This window comes from Streptomyces sp. NPDC048182, assembly GCF_043202555.1.
GTDB lineage: Bacteria > Actinomycetota > Actinomycetes > Streptomycetales > Streptomycetaceae > Streptomyces.
Map to the genome: position 1 here is coordinate 26,997 of NZ_JBIDAQ010000004.1, position 20,433 is coordinate 47,429.

23 protein-coding genes are annotated in these 20,433 nt (G+C 73.9%); 13 read left to right on the plus strand and 10 right to left on the minus strand.

Translation table 11 applies throughout. The annotated features are described in order from the left end of the window. Window positions 1–228 precede the first annotated feature (228 nt). Window positions 229–1,188: a DMT family transporter gene (locus ACGFZL_RS08945; protein WP_393690227.1), complete on the minus strand. Its 960-nt coding sequence runs from the start codon at window positions 1,186–1,188 to the stop codon at window positions 229–231. A gap of 74 nt (window positions 1,189–1,262) precedes the next feature. Between ACGFZL_RS08945 and ACGFZL_RS08950 the strand changes: the two genes are divergently transcribed. Continuing rightward, entirely contained in the window at window positions 1,263–2,174 is a 912-nt protein-coding gene (locus ACGFZL_RS08950) for a LysR family transcriptional regulator (protein ID WP_393690228.1), read from the plus strand. A 20-nt stretch (window positions 2,175–2,194) separates the two neighbouring features. Here the strand turns inward: ACGFZL_RS08950 and ACGFZL_RS08955 are convergent, their stop codons facing one another. Next, window positions 2,195–2,662, minus strand: coding sequence for a pyridoxamine 5'-phosphate oxidase family protein (locus ACGFZL_RS08955; RefSeq protein WP_393690229.1), 468 nt, complete (start codon window positions 2,660–2,662; stop codon window positions 2,195–2,197). Between the two features lie 96 nt (window positions 2,663–2,758). Here ACGFZL_RS08955 and ACGFZL_RS08960 point away from each other — a divergent pair, with 96 nt between their 5' ends. Together ACGFZL_RS08960 and ACGFZL_RS08965 are read left to right on the plus strand one after the other, a co-directional pair. Beyond that, a complete protein-coding gene (locus ACGFZL_RS08960) occupies window positions 2,759–3,520 on the plus strand; it encodes a HipA family kinase (RefSeq protein WP_393690230.1) in 762 nt (253 codons plus the stop codon). Further along, the gene (locus ACGFZL_RS08965; protein WP_393690231.1) at window positions 3,517–3,900 is read left to right on the plus strand and encodes a DUF3037 domain-containing protein; all 384 of its coding nucleotides are present in this window, start codon (window positions 3,517–3,519) and stop codon (window positions 3,898–3,900) included. The genes ACGFZL_RS08960 and ACGFZL_RS08965 overlap by 4 nt, the downstream gene beginning before the upstream one ends. 16 nt (window positions 3,901–3,916) lie before the next feature. Here the strand turns inward: ACGFZL_RS08965 and ACGFZL_RS08970 are convergent, their stop codons facing one another. Beyond that, the gene (locus ACGFZL_RS08970) at window positions 3,917–4,357 is read right to left on the minus strand and encodes an excalibur calcium-binding protein (protein ID WP_393690232.1); all 441 of its coding nucleotides are present in this window, start codon (window positions 4,355–4,357) and stop codon (window positions 3,917–3,919) included. 511 nt (window positions 4,358–4,868) lie between these two features. On the opposite strand from ACGFZL_RS08970, the gene fabG reads away from it, so the two are divergent. From fabG to ACGFZL_RS08995, 5 genes are all read left to right on the plus strand, one after another. Beyond that, window positions 4,869–5,630, plus strand: a complete 762-nt coding sequence (gene fabG, locus ACGFZL_RS08975; protein WP_355176366.1) for a 3-oxoacyl-ACP reductase FabG — start codon at window positions 4,869–4,871, stop codon at window positions 5,628–5,630. 24 nt (window positions 5,631–5,654) lie between these two features. Then, on the plus strand, window positions 5,655–6,422 hold the full coding sequence (locus ACGFZL_RS08980) for an SDR family oxidoreductase (protein ID WP_393690233.1): 768 nt from the start codon (window positions 5,655–5,657) through the stop codon (window positions 6,420–6,422). A 191-nt stretch (window positions 6,423–6,613) separates the two neighbouring features. Then, window positions 6,614–8,200 (plus strand): ABC transporter substrate-binding protein, encoded by a 1,587-nt coding sequence (locus tag ACGFZL_RS08985; RefSeq protein WP_393690234.1) that lies wholly within the window; start codon window positions 6,614–6,616, stop codon window positions 8,198–8,200. 105 nt (window positions 8,201–8,305) lie between these two features. Beyond that, complete coding sequence (gene ung, locus ACGFZL_RS08990) at window positions 8,306–8,992, plus strand: uracil-DNA glycosylase (protein WP_393690235.1); 687 nt, start codon at window positions 8,306–8,308, stop codon at window positions 8,990–8,992. 111 nt (window positions 8,993–9,103) lie between these two features. Continuing rightward, the gene (locus ACGFZL_RS08995) at window positions 9,104–9,631 is read left to right on the plus strand and encodes a hypothetical protein (protein WP_355176362.1); all 528 of its coding nucleotides are present in this window, start codon (window positions 9,104–9,106) and stop codon (window positions 9,629–9,631) included. An 845-nt stretch (window positions 9,632–10,476) separates the two neighbouring features. On the opposite strand, the gene ACGFZL_RS09000 is transcribed toward ACGFZL_RS08995, so the two are convergent. Continuing rightward, a complete protein-coding gene (locus ACGFZL_RS09000; protein ID WP_393690236.1) occupies window positions 10,477–10,989 on the minus strand; it encodes a DinB family protein in 513 nt (170 codons plus the stop codon). A gap of 87 nt (window positions 10,990–11,076) precedes the next feature. Between ACGFZL_RS09000 and ACGFZL_RS09005 the strand changes: the two genes are divergently transcribed. Then, window positions 11,077–11,988, plus strand: coding sequence for a Gfo/Idh/MocA family protein (locus ACGFZL_RS09005; RefSeq protein ID WP_393690237.1), 912 nt, complete (start codon window positions 11,077–11,079; stop codon window positions 11,986–11,988). Here ACGFZL_RS09005 and lnt read toward each other — a convergent pair. Beyond that, window positions 11,906–13,486: an apolipoprotein N-acyltransferase gene (gene lnt, locus ACGFZL_RS09010; RefSeq protein WP_393690238.1), complete on the minus strand. Its 1,581-nt coding sequence runs from the start codon at window positions 13,484–13,486 to the stop codon at window positions 11,906–11,908. The genes ACGFZL_RS09005 and lnt overlap by 83 nt on opposite strands. 138 nt (window positions 13,487–13,624) lie before the next feature. Here lnt and ACGFZL_RS09015 point away from each other — a divergent pair, with 138 nt between their 5' ends. Beyond that, window positions 13,625–14,365: an SDR family NAD(P)-dependent oxidoreductase gene (locus tag ACGFZL_RS09015; RefSeq protein WP_393690239.1), complete on the plus strand. Its 741-nt coding sequence runs from the start codon at window positions 13,625–13,627 to the stop codon at window positions 14,363–14,365. Between the two features lie 20 nt (window positions 14,366–14,385). Here ACGFZL_RS09015 and ACGFZL_RS09020 read toward each other — a convergent pair whose 3' ends face one another. The 3 genes from ACGFZL_RS09020 to ACGFZL_RS09030 all read right to left on the minus strand — a co-directional run bounded on the left by ACGFZL_RS09020 (window position 14,386) and on the right by ACGFZL_RS09030 (window position 16,461). After that, window positions 14,386–14,565: a hypothetical protein gene (locus ACGFZL_RS09020; RefSeq protein WP_355176357.1), complete on the minus strand. Its 180-nt coding sequence runs from the start codon at window positions 14,563–14,565 to the stop codon at window positions 14,386–14,388. Window positions 14,566–14,638: 73 nt separating this feature from the next. Next, the gene (locus tag ACGFZL_RS09025) at window positions 14,639–15,514 is read right to left on the minus strand and encodes an undecaprenyl-diphosphate phosphatase (protein ID WP_393690240.1); all 876 of its coding nucleotides are present in this window, start codon (window positions 15,512–15,514) and stop codon (window positions 14,639–14,641) included. Between the two features lie 161 nt (window positions 15,515–15,675). Beyond that, complete coding sequence (locus ACGFZL_RS09030; protein WP_393690241.1) at window positions 15,676–16,461, minus strand: TVP38/TMEM64 family protein; 786 nt, start codon at window positions 16,459–16,461, stop codon at window positions 15,676–15,678. A 114-nt stretch (window positions 16,462–16,575) separates the two neighbouring features. Between ACGFZL_RS09030 and ACGFZL_RS09035 the strand changes: the two genes are divergently transcribed. After that, window positions 16,576–17,424: a spermidine synthase gene (locus ACGFZL_RS09035; RefSeq protein WP_393690242.1), complete on the plus strand. Its 849-nt coding sequence runs from the start codon at window positions 16,576–16,578 to the stop codon at window positions 17,422–17,424. Window positions 17,425–17,444: 20 nt separating this feature from the next. Here the strand turns inward: ACGFZL_RS09035 and ACGFZL_RS09040 are convergent, their stop codons facing one another. Then, entirely contained in the window at window positions 17,445–18,467 is a 1,023-nt protein-coding gene (locus ACGFZL_RS09040) for a hypothetical protein (protein ID WP_393690243.1), read from the minus strand. Between the two features lie 130 nt (window positions 18,468–18,597). On the opposite strand from ACGFZL_RS09040, the gene ACGFZL_RS09045 reads away from it, so the two are divergent. Together ACGFZL_RS09045 and ACGFZL_RS09050 are read left to right on the plus strand one after the other, a co-directional pair. Further along, window positions 18,598–19,035 carry a DUF4442 domain-containing protein gene (locus ACGFZL_RS09045; protein ID WP_393690599.1) on the plus strand — a complete coding sequence of 146 codons (438 nt, stop codon included), beginning with the start codon at window positions 18,598–18,600 and terminating at the stop codon, window positions 19,033–19,035. A gap of 97 nt (window positions 19,036–19,132) precedes the next feature. Then, window positions 19,133–19,795, plus strand: a complete 663-nt coding sequence (locus ACGFZL_RS09050) for a DedA family protein (protein ID WP_393690244.1) — start codon at window positions 19,133–19,135, stop codon at window positions 19,793–19,795. A 55-nt stretch (window positions 19,796–19,850) separates the two neighbouring features. Here ACGFZL_RS09050 and ACGFZL_RS09055 read toward each other — a convergent pair whose 3' ends face one another. Continuing rightward, complete coding sequence (locus tag ACGFZL_RS09055) at window positions 19,851–20,429, minus strand: YbaK/EbsC family protein (RefSeq protein WP_393690245.1); 579 nt, start codon at window positions 20,427–20,429, stop codon at window positions 19,851–19,853. Between the last annotated feature and the right edge of the window lie 4 nt (window positions 20,430–20,433).

A 20,433-nucleotide genomic window follows, 5' to 3' on the forward strand; every position in this document is an offset into this window, starting at 1 on the left:
CGGAGCCCGGAGCCCGGAGCCCGGAGCCCGGAGCCCGGAGCCCGGAGCCCGGAGCCCGGAGCCCGGAGCCCGGAGCCCGGAGCCCGGAGCCCGGAGCCCGGAGTCGGGGACCGGGAGTCGGGAGCGTGGTCGTTGGCCGTTCGCGTCGGTGCGGGCTCGGCCGGTTGCGTGGGTCGGTCGCCGGCGGACGGGATGCCCGGCAGCGCGATCCTCGCCGCCGCGAGGTCGTCAGGCGTTCGCGCGCTGCGGGTCCCGTGCCGGGCTGGGCGCGGCGAGGGGCCTGGGCCTGGGGCAGGCCTGGGTGAGGGCCGCGCCGGCCAGGACGACGACCGCGCCGACCGGGGTCGACCAGGACAGGTGCTCGCCGAGGAGGGCCACGCCCGCCGCCGTGGCGATGACCGGGGTGAAGTAGGTGACCATCTGGGCGGTCGTCGGGCCGACCTCCGCGACCAGCCCGTACTGGAGCAGGACCGCGAGCCCGGTGCCCAGGGCGCCGAGCGCGGCGACCGCCAGCAGCGGGAGGAGCGGGAAGTGAGCGGGGACGGACGTGAACAGGGGCGTGGCGACGGCGAGTTGCACCGTGGCCAGGAGCAGCTGGGCGCCGGTCAGGGAGAGGTGGGACTCACCGGACCCTGCCAGCGTGCGACGGACATAGATCCAGCCGACCGGGTAGCTCAGCGAGGCCAGCAGGGCCAGCGCCGTGCCCGTGCCGTCCAGGCCGTGGAAGCCCTGCCAGACGCCCAGCACCGTCAGGACGCCGAGGAAACCGACGCCGAGCCCCGCCACCCGCAGCCGGGTCGGGCGGTCCTCGGAGAGGGCGACCAGGGACAGGGCCATGCCCCACAGGGGCGAGGTCGCGTTGCAGATGCCGGCCAGCGACGACGGGATGGTCAGCTCGGAGAAGGCGAAGAGGGAGAACGGCAGCGCGTTGAGCAGGAACCCGGCGACCGCCAGGTGGACCCAGGTCCGCAGGCCGCGCGGGAGCCGCTCGCGCCGTACCGCCATCGCCACCGCGAGGACCGCCGTCCCGGAGGCGAGCCGGCCCAGCGTGACCTGGAAGGGCGCGAAGCTCTCGGTGCCCACCTTCATGAAGAGGAAGCTGAAGCCCCAGATGAGGGAGAGGAGGCCGAAGCGCAGCCGCCAGTCGAGCAGGCGGGCGGGGGCGGAGGCCGAGCCGGTGGTGTTCATGGGACGACGATGACGGCGACCGTCCTCGTAGCACAAGCGAGAATTCGCTGGCGGTACCCTTTAGTATCGCTTACGTGTTGAATCTCGAGCGCCTGCGCACCCTCGACGCCCTCGCCCGGCACGGCTCGGTCAGCGGTGCCGCCGAGTCGCTGCACATCACCACCTCGGCCGTCTCGCAGCAGATGGCCAAGCTGGAGCGGGAGGTCGGCCAGCAGATGCTGGCCAAGAACGGCCGGGGCGTGCGGCTCACCGACGCCGGCGGGCTGCTCGCCGAGCACGCCGCCCGCATCCTCTCCCAGGTCGCCCTCGCCCAGTCCGATTTGGAGGCGCAGCGCGGGCAGGTGGTGGGGGAGCTGCGCATGTCGGCGTTCCCGACGGCCGCCCGCGGGCTCTTCCCGGCCGCACTGGCCGCCCTGCGCGCCGGACACCCGGCGCTGCGGCTGCGCTCCAGCGAGCTGGAGCCGGAGCGCGGCATCGCGGGCGTGATCCGCGGCGACCTCGACCTCGCCGTGGTCCTGGACTGGTACAACAAGCCGATGCCGCTGCCCGACGGGCTGGTCAAGGCCGCGCTTCTCGACGACCCCGCCGACGTGGCGATGCCGGCCGGGCACCGGCTCGCGGACCGGCCGGAGGTGGATCTCGCCGAGTTCGCCGAGGACGAGTGGATCACCTGGGGGGAGGGCGAGTTCTGCCATGAGTGGCTGCTCTTCACCCTGCGCTCCATGGGCGTCGAGCCGATCGTCGGCCACCTCGCCGCCGAGAGCCACACCCAGCTCGCCCTGGTCGCCGCCGGGCTCGGGGTGTGCATCGCCCCGGTGCTCGGCCGCGACCCGGTGCCGGCGGGCGTGGTCACGGTGCCGCTTCGGCAGCGGGTGCGGCGGCACGTGTACGTCGTCTGGCGCGCGGACGCCGACCGCCGTCCGTCGATCCGGGCGGCGGTGGAGGCCCTGCGGACGGCGGCGGGCCGGGTCGGCCGACCGGTGTGAAGCGGCGCAGGAGACGCCCCTCAGCCCGCGGCGAGCTTGCGGAAGTCCCAGGAGACCGTCTTGTCCGGAGTCAGCCGCAGCCAGGCGTGCCGGCCGTCGTGCGGCAGCTCCGCCAGGCCGAAGTACTTGCGGGCGAACAGCGTCTCCGCCAGGTCGAGTTCGGCGCACAGCTCGCCCGTGCGCGGCACCTCGCCGACCACCTCCACCCGGCCCGACAGCTCCGCGCCCCGCAGCTCTCCGTACTCCTCGCCGGTGTCCACCACCACGGCCGCCCGCGAGTCGTGCCGGAGGTCGGCCCAACGCCGGCTGCGCACCACGGAGTACAGCCACATCGAGGTGCCGTCCCAGGCGAACCAGAGGGCGCTCACGTGCGGGGTGCCGTCGGCGGAGACCGAGGCGACCCGGCAGGTGCGCTGCTCGCCGAGGAAGGCGTCCAGTTCACCGGGCGTCATCATGATCCTGCGGCCCCGCCGCTGCGTCCCGCTCATGCGGGCCCCCTTCCCCTCGCGCCGACCGGTCGACGGTACCCCGGCGGGTACGGGCGGGTGGCGTCCGGTGTCCAACGGCGCCGGTAGCCTGGGGCGATGCTCAAGGACGTGGTCGCCACCCGGTTCGTCGCGCCGCTGCGCGAGGGGGGTTCGCTGCCGGGACTCGTCGAGGCCGACGACCTCGGCCTGTACGTGCTGAAGTTCACCGGCGCGGGTCAGGGCCGCAAGACGCTGGTCGCCGAGGTGGTCTGCGGCGAGCTGGCCCGCCGGCTCGGCCTGCGGGTGCCGCGCCTGGTGACGGTCGGCCTCGACCCGGTGCTCGGGCTGGCCGAGCCCGAGCAGCAGGTGCAGGACCTGCTCCGCTCCAGCGGCGGCACCAACCTCGGCATGGACTTCCTCTCCGGCGCGCTCGGCTTCGACCCGCTCGCCTTCGCGGTGGGCGCCGAGGAGGCCGGGCGGGTCGTCTGGTTCGACGCGCTGGTCAACAACGTCGACCGGTCCTGGCGCAATCCCAACCTGCTGCGGTGGCACGGCGAGCTGTGGCTCGTCGACCACGGCGCCTCGCTGATCTGGCACCACAACTGGCCCGGCGCCGAGCGGTCCGCCGCCCGCCCCTACGACGCCACCGACCACGCCCTCGCGCCCTTCGCGCCGGACGTCCGCTCCGCCGCCGCCGAGCTGGCGCCGCTGGTCACCGAGGACCTGCTCGCCGAGGTCACCGCCGAGATCCCGGACGCCTGGCTGGCCGACGAGCCCGGCTTCGCCACGCCCGACGAGGTCCGGCGGGCCTATGCCGGGCCGCTGCTCGCCCGCGCGGCCGACATCCACGAGCGGGTCCGTCTGGAGGGGGAGCGGTGAGCGAGCGGCACGTCTACGAGTACGCGCTGCTGCGGATCGTGCCCCGGGTGGAGCGCGGCGAGCGGATCAACGCGGGGGTGTTGGTGTACTGCCGGGCGCGCGGGTACGTCGGGGTGCGCACGCACCTGGACGAGCGCCGGCTGCTGGCCCTCGACCCGGACGTCGACCTGGCCGGGGTGCGGGGGGCGCTGCGCGCGGTCGAGGGCGTGTGCGAGGGGGGTGCGGCGGCGGGGCAGGCGGGCGGTGACGATCCGGGGCGGCGCTTTCGGTGGCTGATCGCGCCCCGGTCGACCATCGTGCGGGCCGGGCCGGTGCACACCGGGCTCACCGCGGACCCGGTGGCCGAGGTGGAGAGGCTGCTGGAGCTGCTGGTCCACTGAGTGGACCGGGGGCGGCTCAGGTGCGTCGGCGGCGGCGCAGTACCAGGGCCGTCGCCAGGCCCGCGGCGGAGACGCAGGACAGGCCGATGGCGACGTCCCAGCCGGTCGGGCCGGTCGTCGAGGAGCCGCCGAGGCCGCCCTGGACGCCGAGCGTGGGGGCTGTGGTCGGGGTGGCCCGCTGGGCCGGGGCGAGGGTCTCCGGGCGGGGGAGCCAGGTGGCGGAGATGGTGGGGAGGGAGGCTCGGCGGGGGAGTGCCTCGCAGGCTCTGCCGTCGGAGGGGCCCTGTTCGCGGTCCAGGCGGCCGGGGTCGTTCCGGTCGCGGTCCAGGGCCGCCTGGGCGTCCTCCTGGTAGGCGTAGTTCCGGCAGTTCTGGTCCTGGGCGTGGGCGGGATCGGCCAGGGGGACGATCGCGGCGGTGGCTATGGCCAGGGTGGCGGCACCGGTGCGACGGCGCATGGGCGCTCCTTGTTGGGGGTTCCGTGTGGGGCGTGGCTTCGTGATCGACGCTAGGGGGAACCGGGGGCGGGGGCCCGCAGCGCTGGTCCGTTCGAGGGATCAGGGCGCAGGGCGGGGGGCGTGGCGCAGCTCGGCGCGACGAGGTGCCGCTGCGCCCACCCGTGCCGCCCCAGCGGCACGACTGCCCGCAGCTGCGCGGGGGCGGGCGGGTGCGGCACGACTGCCCGCAGCTACGCGGGATGCGGCTGCCCGCAGCTGTGGCACGTGTGTGGCCGACGCGACGGCGACGCCCCAGGGGCGCGGGGCTGTGTCGATTTGCGGCTCCGCCGCGTGGGCGCGACCAGCCACGACGCGCCCGCAGGCGACGGACGACCGCTGCGGCGTAATGGATCACACCGGGGTGGTGTCCCGTTGACACCGGGTGCCTTGGCTTCTAGCGTCTCGTGTGCGGAAGGTACTAAGCGGTCGCTCACCCGACGGTGGGCGTCCCCAAGGGCGAGGAGAAGCAGCAATGTCCACCACTGAAGCGCGGGTCGCCGTCGTCACCGGAGCCGCGCGCGGCATCGGTGCCGCCACCGCCGTACGCCTGGCCGCCGAAGGCCGTGCCGTCGCGGTGATCGACCTCGACGAGGCCGCGTGCAAGGACACCGTCGAGAAGATCACCGCCGCCGGTGGCAAGGCCGTCGCGGTCGGCGCGGACGTCTCCGACGAGGCCCAGGTCGAGGCGGCCGTCGCCCGGGTCGTGGCCGAGTTGGGCGCGCCGACGATCCTCGTCAACAACGCGGGCGTGCTGCGCGACAACCTGCTCTTCAAGATGAGCGCCTCCGACTGGGACACCGTCCTGAACGTGCACCTGCGCGGCTCCTTCCTGATGACCAAGGCCGTCCAGAAGCACATGGTGGACGCGGGCTTCGGCCGGGTCGTCAACCTCTCCTCCTCCTCGGCGCTGGGCAACCGCGGCCAGGCCAACTACTCCGCCGCCAAGGCCGGTCTGCAGGGCTTCACCAAGACCCTCGCCATCGAGCTGGGCAAGTTCGGCATCACCGCCAACGCCGTCGCCCCCGGCTTCATCGCCACCGACATGACCGCCGCCACCGCCGAGCGCGTCGGCATGGGCTTCGACGACTTCAAGAAGGCCGCCGCCACCCAGATCCCGGTGCAGCGCGTCGGTGAGCCCGAGGACATCGCCAACGCCATCGCCTTCTTCACCGGCGAGGCGGCCGGCTTCGTCTCCGGCCAGGTGCTGTACGTCGCCGGCGGACCGCTGAACTAGCGAGACCAGAGGACACGGGTTCACATGACTTCCGCAGAACTCCCCGAGCCTTCCGGCAAGGTCGCGCTCGTCACCGGCGCCAGCCGCGGCATCGGCTACGGCGTCGCCGAGGCGCTCGTCGCCCGCGGCGACCGGGTGGTCATCACCGGCCGCAACGAGGACGCGCTGAAGGAGGCCGTCGAGCGGCTCGGCGCCGACCGGGCCGTCGGCGTCGCCGGCAAGGCCCACGACGAGGTCCACCAGGCCGCCGCCGTCGAGCGCGCGATGGAGGTCTTCGGCCGCGTCGACTTCCTGGTCAACAACGCCGGGACCAACCCGGTGTTCGGGCCCATCGCCGACCTGGACCTGAACGTCGCTCGCAAGGTCTTCGAGACCAACGTGATCTCGGCGCTCGGCTTCGCCCAGCGCACCTGGCACGCCTGGCAGAAGGACAACGGCGGCGCCATCGTCAACATCGCCTCCGTGGCGGGCATCGCCCCCTCGCCCTTCATCGCCGCCTACGGCGTCAGCAAGGCCGCCCTGATCAACCTCACCCAGCAGCTGGCGCACGAGTTCGCGCCCCGGGTGCGGGTCAACGCCATCGCCCCGGCCGTGGTGAAGACCAAGTTCGCCGCTGCCCTGTACGAGGGCCGCGAGGAGGAGGCCGCGGCGAGCTACCCGCTGGGCCGGCTCGGGGTGCCCGCCGACATCGGCGGCGCCGCCGCGTTCCTCACCTCGGACCAGTCCGACTGGGTCACCGGCCAGACCCTGGTGGTCGACGGCGGCATCTTCCTCAACGCCGGCGTGAGCTGAGGCCGGTACCGGACTCGGCACGGGCGCCGTCGTCCCCGGCGGCGCCCGTGTCCACCTTCCGAGATCATCCCCGGATGACAACGAAGTCAGCCGGGGTTGATCAAAACACCCTGTTCACAAGGGGGTTGAGGGCGCGAGGCGCTGCGGTATGGTCTGCCGATTCTCCAGTCGGCCGATCGAGGAGCGTGCGCGTGTCCCACCGGAACCGAGGTCTGCGGCGGGTCGCGGCCGTGGCGTCCATATCGTCACTGGTCGCCGGCTGCGGAGTCTTCTCCTCCGACGCTTCCGGCCACGACGCGCCGATCGTCGTGGGCACCACCAGCGCGCCCAGCAGCCTCGACCCGGCCGCCTCCTGGGACGGCTCCTGGGAACTGTTCCGCAACATCTACCAGACGCTCCTGAGCTACCCGGCCGGCGCGACCGCGCCCCAGCCCGACGCCGCCCGCGCCTGCTCCTTCACGGACGCCTCCAACCAGACCTACCGCTGCGAGCTGCGCCCCGGCCTGACCTTCTCCAACGGCGACCCGCTGGACGCCCAGGCGGTCAAGCACTCCATCGACCGCATCAAGCGCATCGATGTCAACGGCGGCCCCGCCGGCCTGCTCGGCAGCCTCGACCGGGTCCAGGCGCCCAGCGCGCGCGAGGTGGTCTTCCACCTCAACAAGCCCGACGCCACCTTCCCGTTCGTCCTCGCCACGCCCGCCCTGTCCCTCGTCGACCCGGGCGACTACCCCGCCGACGCCCTGCGCGAGGGCGACTCGGTCGTCGGCTCCGGGCCGTACACGCTGCGGGCGTACCGGGACGGCGAGCGGGCCGAGCTGGTGCGCAACGACCACTACCAGGGGTTCGCCGAGCGCCGCAACGCCGCCGTCACCATCAGGTACTTCAAGGACTCCGCCGGCATGGTCAAGGCGCTGCGCGACCGCGAGATCCAGGTCACCTACCGCGGCCTGGCGGCGGACGACGTGATCGCGCTCCAGTCCTCGGCCGGTGAGGAGAAGGACCTCCAGCTGGTCGAGGGCACCGGCGCCGAGATCAGCTACCTGGTCTTCAACCCCAAGGACCCCTGGGCGGGCCGCAAGCCCGTGCGCCGGGCGATCGCCCAGGTCATCGACCGGACGACCCTGGCGCACACGGTGTACCAGGACACCGTCGAGCCGCTGTACTCGATGGTCCCCAAGGGCCTGACCGGGCACACCACCGGCTTCTTCGACACCTTCGGCGACCCCAGCGCGGACCGGGCCCGCCGGATCCTCACCGCGGCCGGCATCACCGCGCCGGTCCCGCTCACCCTCTGGTACACCTCCGACCGCTACGGCTCCGAGACGGCGGCCGAGTTCGCGGAGATCAGACGGCAGCTGGAGAAGTCGGGCCTCTTCACGGTCACCCTGAAGAGCCGTCCCTGGAAGGCGTACGTCGAGGGGTACCAGAAGGGCGCGTACCCGGTCTTCGGGCGCGGCTGGTCCCCGGACTTCCCCGACGCCGAGAACTTCATCGCCCCCTTCGTCGGCGAGCAGAACGCCCTCGGCACGCCCTACGACGTCCCCGAGATCACCGGCGACCTGCTGCCCCGCTCGCGGCGCGAGAGCGACCGGGCCAGGGTGGAGCGGGAGTTCGAGCGGGCCCAGCGGATCCTGGTGGACGACGCACGGCTGCTGCCGCTGTGGCAGGGCAAGCAGTACGTGGCGGTGGACGCGGACATCTCCGGTGCGGAACGGGCGCTGGACCCCTCGACGATCATGACGATGTGGCAGCTGTCCCGGAAGACCAGCTGGTAGCGGCGCTCTTCTCCGGGGTGCCGGGCCCGTTGTCAGTGGTCGCCGGTAGGTTTTGCGGACCGGCAAGGACCGGCTAGCGACCCCGCACAGCGTAAGGAAGTTGACGTGACCGACATCGCCATGCTGCCCGAGTCCTGGCGCGAGGTGCTCGGCGGCGAGCTCCAGAAGCCCTATTTCAAGGGGCTGACCGAGTTCGTCGAGGAGGAGCGGGCGAAGGGCCCGGTCTATCCGCCCCGGGAGGAGGTCTTCGCCGCCCTGGACGCCACGTCGTTCGACCGGGTGAAGGTCCTCGTCCTCGGGCAGGACCCGTACCACGGCGAGGGCCAGGGCCACGGGCTGTGCTTCTCGGTCCGGCCGGGTGTGAGGGTCCCGCCGTCGCTGCGCAACATCTACAAGGAGCTGCACGCGGAGCTGGACGTCCCGGTGCCGGACAACGGCTATCTGATGCCGTGGGCCGAGCAGGGCGTGCTGCTGCTCAACGCGGTGCTCACGGTGCGGGCCGGCGAGGCCAACTCGCACAAGGCGAAGGGGTGGGAGCTGTTCACCGACGCGGTGATCCGCGCGGTGGCGGAGCGCGCCGACCCGGCGGTCTTCGTGCTGTGGGGCAATTACGCGCAGAAGAAACTGCCGCTGATCGACGAGTCCCGGCACGCGGTGGTCAAGGGCGCGCACCCCTCGCCGCTGTCCGCGAAGAAGTTCTTCGGCTCGCGCCCGTTCACGCAGATCAACGAGGCGGTCGCCCGCCAGGGGCACGCCCCGATCGACTGGACCATCCCCGACCTGGGCCGGTGAGGGGGCGGACCGGCCCGGTGCGGAGCCGCCTGACCCGGATCCCCGGCCCCGGCCGTTAGCGTTCCCGCAGGACAGCTCGGGCACAGCCGACGAGGCGCGGAGGACGACGCGGTGGCCAAGGGACAGGAGCAGGCGGCGCCGGACGCCCTGCTGACGCGCATCGGGCAGGTCGTCATGCTGCACCACGCCGGCGACCGCGAGGAGGCCCGGCACCGCCTGCTCGGCCTGTGGGCGGAGCTGGGCGAGCACGGCGACGCGCTGCACCGCTGCACCCTGGCCCACTACCTGGCGGACACCCAGGACGACCCGGGCGACGAACTGGCCTGGGACCTGCGGGCGCTGGCCGCCGCCGAGGAACTCACCCACGACCCGCGGGGCGGCGCCCGGCCGGAGACCCTCGCCGCGGCGCGGGCCCTCTACCCCCGGCTGCACCTGGACCTCGCCGCCGGCTACGAACGCCTCGGCAGCCGTGAGGCCGCCCGCCTCCACCTGGCCCGCGCCCGCACGGCGGCCCGCGACCTCGCCGACGACCGCTACGGCGCCGGCCTGCGTGCGGCGATCGGCCGGCTCGCCCGCCACCTCGGCGAGGACGACCCGAACGGAGACGGGCCGTGGGCCCCGCCGAGGCGGCGGCCGTAGGACTCACGTCCGCGGGTTCACGTCCGCCGGGTCGCGCCTGCGGGCTCATGGCCGCCCGGCCGTATCCGCCGGATCACGGCCTCCTGGTCGTGCCCGCCGGGCGCATCCGCCGGGTGGCGTCCGCCGGCTCATGGCCGCCAAGTCTCGTCCACCGGTTCGCGTCCGCCGGCTCACGGGCGCCCAGTCGCCCTCGCCCGGTCGCCTCCGCCGGGTCACAGCCGCCTGATCGCGCCCGCTGGGCCACGGCTGCCCGGTGGCGCCCGCCCTGCCCCCCGGGGCGCCGCGCCTCCCGTGGTCGCTCAATGGCCGTAGGTTCGCTCGCAGATCACCGCCTGTGGGCTGTCCGGGCGCCAGCCGCCGTACCGCCTGCCCAGCGCGCAGAGGTCGGCGGTGCCGACCGCCGTCCCGGCCGTCGGTCGCGGGGCGCCGGTGGAGCGGCCGTGCGGGCGCGGGGCCGGCTCCGGGGCCCGGTAGGGGGGCCGGGGATGTGCCGGGCGCGGTCGGGGCGTGGGGCGGGCGGTGGGTGGGCGGGGGGAAGGCGTGGCCGCCCGGGGTGCCGCAGCGGTGGGCGCGGGGTCCGTCCGCTCCAGCGCCTCGTGGGCCGGGGCCTGCACGGCGCGCGGTGCGGCCCGGCCCTCCGGGCGTGGTGCGGGGGGCCGATCGGGCGGTGCCGGGTGCCGGATCGTCATGCAGCCGGTCAGGGCGGCCGAGACGGCCACGGTCGCGAGCAGCGCTGCGAGAGTCGTCGTTCGATGCACCCGCGCCACTCTGTCGGCCCTGGCCGGGCCGCCGGGCCCGACCGGCGCCGATGTGCCCCGCACGAGTGATCTCCGAGGGCCCCGTGTTCACTCGCCGGTCGCGCCGTCGACGCGCTCGCGCAGCAGGTCGGCGTGGCCGTTGTGGCGGGCGTACTCCTCGATCAGGTGGGTGTGGATCCAGCGCAGGCTGAAGCGCTCGCCGGTGCGCGAGTGCGTGCCGCGGGACATGTCGTCCAGGGCGAAGCCGGCCGCGGCGCGCCGGGCCGCCTCGATCTCGGCCTGCCAGGTGCCGTACGCCTCCTGCCAGGTGTCCGCCTCCGTCAGGTGGAACTCGCCGTCCGGATCCGCGTCCGAGTAGTACAGCGGCCCCGCGTCCTGAGCCGCCAGCACCCTGCGGTACCAGCTGCGCTCCACCTCCGCCATGTGGCGCACCAACCCCAGCAGGGTCAGCTCGGACGGCGCCGCCGAGGCGGTCCGCAGCTGGGCGTCGGTCAGCCCCTCGCACTTCAGCGCCAGGGTCAGCCGGTGGTACTCCAGCCAGCCCTCCAGCATGGTGCGTTCGTCGGCGTCGGTGGCGGGCTCGCGGCGTTCGGTCGTCATGCCCCCATCCTGCCCGCCCGCACCCTCCCCGGGGCGACGTATGCTGCGCAGCGATCAAGCCCGTCGGACGTAGAAGGAGCAGAACACGTGAAGGTCGGCTGTATCGGACTCGGCGACATCGCGCAGAAGGCGTACCTGCCGGTGCTCGGCACCCTGCCCGACGTGGAACTGCACCTCCAGACCCGCACCCCCGCCACGCTCACCCGGGTCGCGGACGGCCTGCACCTGCCCGCGGACCGGCGCCACACCGACCTCGACGCGCTGCTCGCCGAGGGCCTCGACGCCGCCTTCGTGCACGCGTCGACCGCCGCCCACCCGGAGATCGTCACCCGGCTGCTCGGGGCCGGCGTGCCCACGTACGTCGACAAGCCGCTGGCCTACGAACTCGCCGACTCCGAACGCCTGGTGGCGCTCGCCGAGGAGCGGGACACGAGCCTCGCCGTCGGCTTCAACCGGCGCCACGCCCCCGGGTACGCGCAGTGCGCCGAGCACCCGCGCGAGCTGATCCTGATGCAGAAGAACCGCACCGGGCTCCCCGAGGACCCGCGCACCATGATCCTTGACGACTTCATCCACGTCGTCGACACCCTGCGCTTCCTGGCCCCCGGCCAGGTCGACGACGTCACCGTGCGCGGCCGGGTCGTGGACGGCCTGCTGCACCACGTCGTCCTCCAGCTGGCCGGCGACGGGTTCACCGCGCTCGGCGTCATGAACCGGCTCAGCGGCTCGGTGGAGGAGGTCCTGGAGGTCTCCGGGCAGGACACCAAGCGGCAGGTGCTCAACCTCGCCGAGGTCGTCGACCACAAGGGCCAGCCCTCGGTGCGCCGGCGCGGCGACTGGGTGCCGGTCGCCCGGCAGCGCGGCATCGAACAGACGGTGCTTGCCTTCCTCGACGCCGTGCGGGCCGGTGAGGTGCTCAGCGCCCGGGACGCGCTGGAGACCCATGAGCTGTGCGAGCGGGTGGTGCTTCAGGTGACGGGCGGCGGGCGGACCGCCTGAGCCGCAGCGCCTGCCCGCCCTCGGCGAGGCCCCACCCCGCCAGGACCAGCAGCGCGGCCTGCACCGGCCAGTCGCCGAAGCGGACGTAGGGCGTGGTGCCGGCGGCGAGCGGGACGTCGTAGACCCGTGCCTCGCTCGCGTCGGTGCCGAGCCACGGTCCGACCTTCGCCCCGCGCGCGTCGTAGACGGCGGAGACGCCGGTCAGCGTGGCGTGCACCATCGGACGGCCGGTCTCGGCGGCCCGCAGCGCGGCGAGCGAGGCGTGCTGCGCCGGCGCCCAGGAGTGCTGGAAGGTCGACGTCGAGGACTGGGCCAGCAGCAGCTGGGCGCCGTCGGCGGCGAGGTGGCGGCTCATGTCCGGGAAGGCGCTCTCGAAGCAGACCATGGGGCCGACCCGCAGCCCGCCGCCGACGTCCATCACCACCTGCTCCGAGCCCTGCCTGCGGTCCTCGCCGGCCGCCTTGCCCACCGAGGTGGCCCAGCCGAGGAGCGAGCGGGCCGGGATGTACTCCCCGAAGGGCACCAGGCGCATCTTGTCGTACCGGTCGCCGGTCGGGCCGTCGGGGCCGATCAGCACCGAACTCTTGTAGATGCCGGGCTTGTCGGAGCGCCGGGCGTCGACGTTGACCAGCAGGTCGGCGCCGGTCTCCCGGGACAGCGCGGCGAGGCGCCGGGCCAGGTCGGGCCGGTCGGCCAGGTCGTAGCCGACGCTGCTCTCGCCCCACACGACCAGGTCGGCGCCCCGCCCGGCGACCTTCCGGGTCAGCTCCTCCTCGCGGTCGAAGCGCCGACCCGCGCTGTCCCGGCCGGACACCACGCCGGGCTGCACCACCGCGACCGCCACCCGCTCGCCGGTGTCGGGCCGCGCGGGCCACGCCCAGGCGGCCGAGGTGGCGGCGGCGGTGGCGAGCAGGCCGGCCACGGCCGGCATCCGGGCCCGGCGCACGGCGACCAGGACGGCGAGCGCCACGTTGACCGCCACCAGCAGGAAGCTGAGCAGCCACACCCCGCCCACCGAGGCCAGCCGCAGCGCCGGCGCGACCTGCCACTGGCTGGCCCCGAGCACGCCCCAGGGGCCGCCGAGCCCCTGCCAGGAGCGGACCAGCTCCACCGCCAGCCAGCCCGACGGCAGCACGACGAGGGCCGCCGCGACGCGGCCCCGCCCGGGCGTCCCGCCCAGCAGGCGGCGCACCAGCCAACCCCAGGGCGCCCACAGCGCCCCCAGCAGCGCGGCGATGACGAAGGTGAACACGTTCAGGCTCGGCAGCAGCCAGTGGTGCATGGCCAGCATGAACCCGAAGCCGCCGCACCAGCCGTCGTACGCGGCCCGCCTCCCGGTCGGCGCGGAGCGCGCGAGCAGCAGCCACGGGACCAGGGCCGCCCAGGCCCACCACCACAGGGCGGGGCCGGGGAAGGCCAGGACGGGCAGGGCCCCGGCGAGCACCGCCGCAGCCGAGCGCCGCCACGGGGAGGTGAGCCGGTGGCCGAGCGTTCTCATACGGCCCTCCCTACCCCGCGCGGCCCGTCGTGCGCAACGACCAGCGGTTCCGCCGCCCCGCTGACCCTTTTCACCGGCCCGGGTCCGGGCCTAGGGTGATCGATGATCGATCAAACGTGGGAGTCCTCGGAGGTCCTCATGACGCGTCCCCTCACCGTCGTCACCGGCGGCAGCCGGGGCATCGGCGCCGCCACCTGCCTGCGCCTGGCGGCCGACGGCCACGACGTGGTCGTGGGGTACGCCCGTGACCAGGAGGCCGCCGAGTCGGTCGTGGCCGGGGTGCGCGCGGCGGGCGGCCGGGCACTGGCGGTGCGGGCCGACACCTCCGCCGAGGCCGACGTCGAGCGGCTCTTCGCCGAGGCCGAGGAGCGGCTCGGGCCGGTGACCGGGCTGGTGAACAACGCCGGGGTGACCGGCCCGCTGGGGCGCCTCGCCGACGCGGACCCGGCGGACCTGCGCCGGGTCCTCGACGTCAACCTCCTCGGCGCGCTGCTCTGCGCCCGGCAGGCGGCGCGGCTGATGACCTCGCGCGGGGCCGGCGCCATCGTGAACGTCTCCTCGGGCGCCGCGACCCTCGGCAGCCCGGGGGAGTTCGTCCACTACGCGGCCAGCAAGGCGGGGGTCGACGCCCTCACCGTCGGCCTGGCGAAGGAGCTGGGTCCGGACGGCGTGCGGGTCAACGCGGTGGCGCCCGGCGCCGTGGACACCGAGATGCACGCCGCGATGGGCGCCCCCGAGCGGGGCCGGGAGATCGGGGCCGCGGTGCCGCTGCGCCGCGTGGGCCGGGCCGAGGAGATCGCCGCCGCGGTCGCCTGGCTGCTGTCGCCGGAGGCGTCCTACACGACGGGGGCGGTGCTGCGGGTGGCGGGCGGGCGCTGAGCGCGCCGGCCCGGGCGGGCTCAGGCGGCCTCGATGACCTCGCAGCGGATCGCGGCCGCCCACTCGACCACCAGGTACTCGTACTCCACGCGTTCCTGCGCCGACAGGATCCCGCCCGCGCGCCGCCACAGGGCGCGGATCTGATCGTTGACTTCGGCGGCCGAGCGCGCGGAACCAGGGGTCACGGAATCGGGGGACATGCGGGACAGCCTAGGGGCTGACACTGACACTGCGCTACCGCACGGCTACACCCGGCCCGTCGCCGCCCGTGCCTCAGTGCGCCGGCTCGGCCGCGTGCGGGCTCAGCACACCCACGCTGACCAGCACGATGATGATGATGCCGAGGGCGATGCGGTACCAGACGAACGGCATGAAGCTCTTGGTGGAGATCCACTTCATGAACCACGCGATCACGACATATCCCACCACGAAGGCGATGATCGTCGCGAAGATCGTCGGCCCCCAGGAGACGTCGTCGCTGCCCACGGCGTCCTTCAGCTCGAACAGGCCCGAGGCCAGCACGGCCGGGACGGCGAGCAGGAAGGAGTAGCGGGCCGCCGCCTCGCGCCGGTACCCCATGAAGAGGCCGCCGCTGATCGTCGCGCCGGAGCGGGAGACGCCGGGGACGAGCGCCGCGGCCTGGCAGAGGCCGTAGATCAGGCCGTCCTTGATGTCGAGGTCGTGCAGCTCCTTGCGCTGCTTGGCCGCGCGGTGCCGGCCGCCCTCCTCGTCGCGGGCCGCGAGTCGGTCAGCGATGCCGATGACCACGCCGACCACGACCAGCATCGTCGCGGTGATCCGCAGGTCCCGGAAGGGGCCCTCGATCTGGTCCTTCAGCGTCACGCCGAGCAGGCCGATCGGGATGGAGCCGACGATGACCAGCCAGCCCATGCGGGCGTCCGGGTCGTGGCGCATCGACTTGTCGGTCAGGGACCGGCTCCAGGCGGCGAGGATCCGCCCGATGTCCTTGCGGAAGTAGATGAGCACGGCGGCCTCCGTGCCGATCTGCGTGATCGCCGTGAAGGCCGCGCCCGGATCGTGCCAGCCGGCGAACGCCGCGGCCAGCCTCAGGTGCGCGCTGGAGGACACGGGGAGGAACTCGGTCAGCCCCTGGACGAGTCCGAGGACGAGGGATTCAAACCAAGACATGAGGTCGCGAAGGTCCAAGTGCCGATCGAGAACGGGCGAGGGACACACCGAGTCGCCGCGTGCGGTGATCGGGATCGAGCGTGCCGAGGGCAGCGTAACGCCCCCGGGTGACGGCCGGACCCCGGGGGGCGGCCGTCACCCGGGGGTGCGGTGAGTCGCTGTCAGTGGCCGCGCAGCCGGTGGCGCTTGCGCCAGGCGACCACCGCGCCGGCCAGGCCGGGCAGGGCGATGGCGGCCAGCGCGATCAGGAAGGCGGGCGAGGTGGGCGCCGAGGCGCGGGCGCCGGCGACCGCGTAGGCGGCGGTGTTCGGGATCGAGCCGAGCCCGGTGGCCAGCAGGAAGGGCAGCAGGCCCATGCGGGAGACGGCCGCGCAGTAGTTGGCGGCGGCGAACGGCACGCCCGGGAACAGCCGGGCCGCCAGCATCGAACGGAAGCCGTGCCGGCTGAGCTGCCCGTCCGCCGCCTTCAGCCACTTGCCCCGCAGCAGTGGGCGCAGCGCCTCCTGGCCGAGCACCCGGCCCAGGCAGAAGGCGACACCGGCCCCGAACACCGTCCCGGCCAGCGCCGAGACGAGGCCCAGCTGGGAGCCGAACAGGGCGCCGGCGGCCAGGTTGAGCAGCGGGCGCGGCACGAAGGCCACGGTGCACAGCCCGTACGCCACCGCGTAGGCGAGGACGGCGGCGGCGCCGCCCAGCCCGGCCGGCCAGCCGTCGGTGAGGATCTGCTGCGGCTGGAACAGCAGCACCGCCGTGCCGGCCGAGGCGAGCAGCGCGACGAGCAGGGAGAGCCGTGACCACGGCGACAGCAGGATTCTGGTCACCCGGGAGGCGCGGACGGCCGACGCGGCCGGTCCGGCGACGGCGAGGTGCGGCGCGGTGGGCCGGGAAGTCGTGGTCCGGGGAGTGACCGTGGCGGTGCCCCCAGAGCGGGTGGTGGCATCGAGCATCCGGTGACACTAACCGACAAATGTGTGTGATCGCCGTATGGTGCGTCTCACGAACGTCACAACCCCGGGGCCCCGGACGCCCGCCGCGACCTGACGCGGGCTCACAATGTGCAGGTGAACGCCTCTGTCCCCGTCACCCGCGCCGTCGATCACGGCACCGCCAAACTGATGCCCGACATCGACCGGGAGCGGGCCTGGCTGCTGACCGTCGACGGGGCGCCGCAGTCCTACGTCGACCTGGACGACCCCGCGCACCTGGAGTTCGAGTACGCCCGGCGGCTCGGCCACTGCCTGGACGTCGTGGCGCCGGCGGGGCGCGCCCTCGACGTGCTGCACCTCGGCGGCGGCGCGCTCACCCTGCCCCGCTACCTGGCCGCGACCCGGCCGGGCTCCCGGCAGCGGGTGGTGGAGGCCGACCGCGCCCTGCTCGACCTGGTCACCGAGCACCTGCCACTGCCCGCGGGCGCCGGCATCACCGCGCACGCCGCCGACGCCCGCGCCTGGCTGGAGGCGGCACCCGACGGTTCGGCGGACGTCCTGGTCGCCGACGTGTTCGGCGGCTCCCGGGTGCCCGCGCACCTGGCGTCCCTCGGCTACGTCCGGGAGGCCGAGCGGGTTCTGCGGCCCGACGGCGTCTACCTGGCCAATCTCGCCGACGCGGCGCCGTTCGCCTTCCTGCGGGCCCAACTGGCCGGGCTCGCCGTAGCCTTCGAGGAGCTGGTGCTGATCGCCGAGCCGGGGGTGCTGCGCGGGCGCCGGTTCGGCAACGCGGTCCTCGCCGCCGCCCACCGGCCGCTCGACACCGGCGCGCTGGCCCGCCGCACCGCCGCCGACGCCTTCCCGGCACGGGTGCGGCACGGGGCCGCCCTGCGGGAGTTCATCGGCGCGGCCCGGCCGGTGGAGCGGGACGAGGACGCCGTGCCCTCGCCCGAACCGCCCGACGGGGCCTTCGGCATCGGCTGACCAGGGTGTGCGGACACGTCCTAGGAGCCGGTCGGCGGCTCCTCGGTCAGGCGCACGGTGCTGAGGATCTTCTGCACCGTCGCCTCCGGGACCTCGCCGGGGACGCCCTTGGGGCCGTACAGGTTCCAGGTGACGAACGCGCCCGCGCCGTTCTTGAAGGCGAAGGTGGTCACCTTGCCCTCGCTGTCGCACTTGCCCTTCTTGGGCGCGCCCTGCGACCAGGCCGTGACGAGGCTGCCCTTGATGCCCGCGGTGGTGGTGAACGGCTTGGGCTTGCCGTACTTCACCGCCTTCTTGTCCGGGTGGGTGTAGCCGCCGTAGATCCACCAGGGCACGCGGGTCTCGGCCGCCATGTCGGTGCTCTTGGCGCCGTCCTCGCCGCGGGTGCCGACCGTGGCGAGCGCGGTGTCCTCCTTGCGGCCGTCCTTGTTGTCGTCGCTCGTGCACCACTTGGACTTGTAGTAGGCGGGGGCGGTGACCGTGGTGCGCTCGGTCTTGCCCTTCTCCTCCCACTCGAAGCCGACGCTGGTGTCGGTGGACTCGATCTCCCAGTCGGCCGGCACGTCGAACATGGTGCCGAAGCGCGGGTTGGCGACCACCTTCCAGCCCGGGACCGTCGCCTTGGGCCCGTCCCCGCCGCGCGGGTTGCCCCCGGTGGCGGTCGCGGTCGGGTCGGCGGTGGGAGTCCCGCTCTTGGACGCGCTCGTGGTGGGCGCGGTCTTGCCGTCGCCCTTCGCGTCGTCGTCCTTGTCACCGCCGAGCACCAGGAAACCGGTCACGCCGGCGGTCACCACCACGGCGAGGGCGGCGATGATCGCCGTCAGCTTCGTCCGGTTGCCGCCGCCCCTGGAGGGCGGCTGCGGCGGCGTCGCGGGCTGCGGCGCCCCCCACTGCGGCGGCTGCTGCCCGTACGGGTTCGGCTGCTGGTAGCCGGGCTGCTGGTACGGGTTCGGCTGCTGATACCCCGGCTGCTGATAGGGGTTCGGCGTCTGCGGATTCTGCGGGTTCTGCTCGCCCCCGGGCGGCTGCTGTCCTGGCCACATGAGCAGTCACCCTAATGCCGCAGGGACACGATTCGGTCACCGGGCTTTGTCAGGGACGTAGCAACGGGGGAGCGAGAGAGTGGCCCTGAAAGCTACTCATGGGTAACCTGCTGCCATGAGCGATGATCAGATGTCGATAGGCGAGCTGCTCGCCGCCACGGTGCCGATGGTGCGCACCCTCAACCTCCAGTACCTGGAGACGACTCCGGAGAAGGCCGTCCTCGTCCTGCCGGACCAGGCCGAGTACCGCAACCACGTCGGCGGTCCGCACGCCGGCGCCATGTTCACGCTGGGGGAGTCGGCCAGCGGTGCCATCGTCCTGGCCGCCTTCGGCGACCAGCTCTCCCGCGCCGTGCCGCTGCCGGTCACCGCCGAGATCGCCTTCAAGAAGATCGCCCTGGGCCCGGTCACCGCCACCGCGACCCTCGGCCGCACCGTCGCCGAGGTCGTCGCCGAGCTGGACGGGGGCGAGCGGCCCGAGTTCCCGGTGACCGTCGCCATCACGCGCGAGGACGGGGCGGTCACCGGTGAGATGACGGTGGTCTGGACCCTGCGGCCCAACGGCTGAGTCGCTCTCCGGACAACCGGTAGGCTTCTTGGGTGCGTCTTTGTCCAAGGCGTGCCTGGGAAGCGGCCGGCCGGTGTGAAGCGGAGGGGTGGGGGCGTTGCACGTCCAGGAATGGCTCGACACGGTGCCCGCGGCGGCCGTCTACGCCGTGGTCGGACTGGTCATCGGGCTGGAGAGCCTCGGCATCCCGCTGCCGGGCGAGATCGTCCTCGTGTCTGCGGCGCTGCTCTCCTCGCAGAGCGGAGACGTGAACCCGTTCGTCCTCGGTGCCTGTGCCACTGCCGGGGCGGTGATCGGTGACTCCATCGGCTACGCCATCGGGCGCAGAGGCGGGCGGCCGTTGCTGGGCTGGCTGGGGCGGAAGTTCCCCAAGCACTTCGGTGAGGGGCACATCGCCACGGCCGAGCGGTCCTTCCAGAAGTGGGGGATGTGGGCCGTGTTCTTCGGGCGCTTCGTCGCCCTGCTGCGGATCTTCGCGGGGCCGTTGGCCGGGGTGCTGCGGATGCCGTACTGGAAGTTCCTGATCGCGAACCTGCTGGGTGGGGTGGTCTGGGCGGGCGGCACCACGGCCGTCATCTACTACGTGGGTGTGGTGGCCGAGGACTGGCTGAAGCGGTTCTCGTGGCTGGGTCTTGTGGTGGCGGTCGGGATCGGGGTCGGGTCGCTGCTGGTGGTACGGCGGCGGGCGAGCAAGGCATCCGCGAACAGGGAGACGGCGCCGGAGAACGTCGAGCCCGAGCCGGCGGTCGCCGCGGAGTAACGCCTCTCTGCCCGAGGCCGGCGCCGAGGTGCTGATGCGCCCACTGCGTGACCGGCTACGACGCGCTGTCCTGGCGTGTCGCGATGCCGAGGTCCTTGAGGACGATCGCCCCCGGGAGCTGCGCGAAGGCCTCGCCCGGTACCAGCAGTTTGCCGCGCCGGCGTCCGCTGCCGACCAGGACGTAGGGCAGGTCGACGACGGCCTGGTCGACGAGGACGGGCCAGTCGGCGGGCAGGCCGAGCGGGGTGATGCCGCCGTACTCCATGCCGGTCGCGCCGGTCGCGGTGTCCATCGCCGCGAACGAGGCTTTTCGGGCGCCGAGTTGCCGGCGCACCGCGCCATTGACGTCGACCCGGGTGGTGGAGAGCACCACACAGGCGGCGAGCGTGGTCTCGCCGCCCCGCTTGCCGCTGACGACCACGCAGTTGGCGGAGCGCTCCAGCAGGTCGCGCCCGTAGTGCTCCACGAAGACGGCGGTGTCCGCCCACTCCGGGTCGGTGTCGACGTAGACGATCTGTGCGGCGGGGACGCCGCCCTGCCAGTGGCGCACGGCCTCGGCGACGGGGGCGGTCAGCCGGTCGAGGCAGTCGGGGGCGGGGGTGGCGTCGTCGAAGGAGCCGATGGGTGCCTGCATGACC

Bases quoted from the DNA above. Each gene is read 5' to 3' on its own strand.
- ACGFZL_RS08945 (WP_393690227.1), bottom strand. From the start codon at position 1,188: ATGAACACCACCGGCTCGGCCTCCGCCCCCGCCCGCCTGCTCGACTGG.
- ACGFZL_RS08955 (WP_393690229.1), bottom strand. From the start codon at position 2,662: ATGAGCGGGACGCAGCGGCGGGGCCGCAGGATCATGATGACGCCCGGT.
- ACGFZL_RS08960 (WP_393690230.1), top strand. From the start codon at position 2,759: ATGCTCAAGGACGTGGTCGCCACCCGGTTCGTCGCGCCGCTGCGCGAG.
- ACGFZL_RS08970 (WP_393690232.1), bottom strand. From the start codon at position 4,357: ATGCGCCGTCGCACCGGTGCCGCCACCCTGGCCATAGCCACCGCCGCG.
- fabG (WP_355176366.1), top strand. From the start codon at position 4,869: ATGTCCACCACTGAAGCGCGGGTCGCCGTCGTCACCGGAGCCGCGCGC.
- ACGFZL_RS08980 (WP_393690233.1), top strand. From the start codon at position 5,655: ATGACTTCCGCAGAACTCCCCGAGCCTTCCGGCAAGGTCGCGCTCGTC.
- ACGFZL_RS09000 (WP_393690236.1), bottom strand. From the start codon at position 10,989: ATGACGACCGAACGCCGCGAGCCCGCCACCGACGCCGACGAACGCACC.
- lnt (WP_393690238.1), bottom strand. From the start codon at position 13,486: ATGAGAACGCTCGGCCACCGGCTCACCTCCCCGTGGCGGCGCTCGGCT.
- ACGFZL_RS09015 (WP_393690239.1), top strand. From the start codon at position 13,625: ATGACGCGTCCCCTCACCGTCGTCACCGGCGGCAGCCGGGGCATCGGC.
- ACGFZL_RS09020 (WP_355176357.1), bottom strand. From the start codon at position 14,565: ATGTCCCCCGATTCCGTGACCCCTGGTTCCGCGCGCTCGGCCGCCGAA.
- ACGFZL_RS09025 (WP_393690240.1), bottom strand. From the start codon at position 15,514: ATGTCTTGGTTTGAATCCCTCGTCCTCGGACTCGTCCAGGGGCTGACC.
- ACGFZL_RS09030 (WP_393690241.1), bottom strand. From the start codon at position 16,461: ATGCTCGATGCCACCACCCGCTCTGGGGGCACCGCCACGGTCACTCCC.
- ACGFZL_RS09040 (WP_393690243.1), bottom strand. From the start codon at position 18,467: ATGTGGCCAGGACAGCAGCCGCCCGGGGGCGAGCAGAACCCGCAGAAT.
- ACGFZL_RS09045 (WP_393690599.1), top strand. From the start codon at position 18,598: ATGTCGATAGGCGAGCTGCTCGCCGCCACGGTGCCGATGGTGCGCACC.
- ACGFZL_RS09055 (WP_393690245.1), bottom strand. From the start codon at position 20,429: ATGCAGGCACCCATCGGCTCCTTCGACGACGCCACCCCCGCCCCCGAC.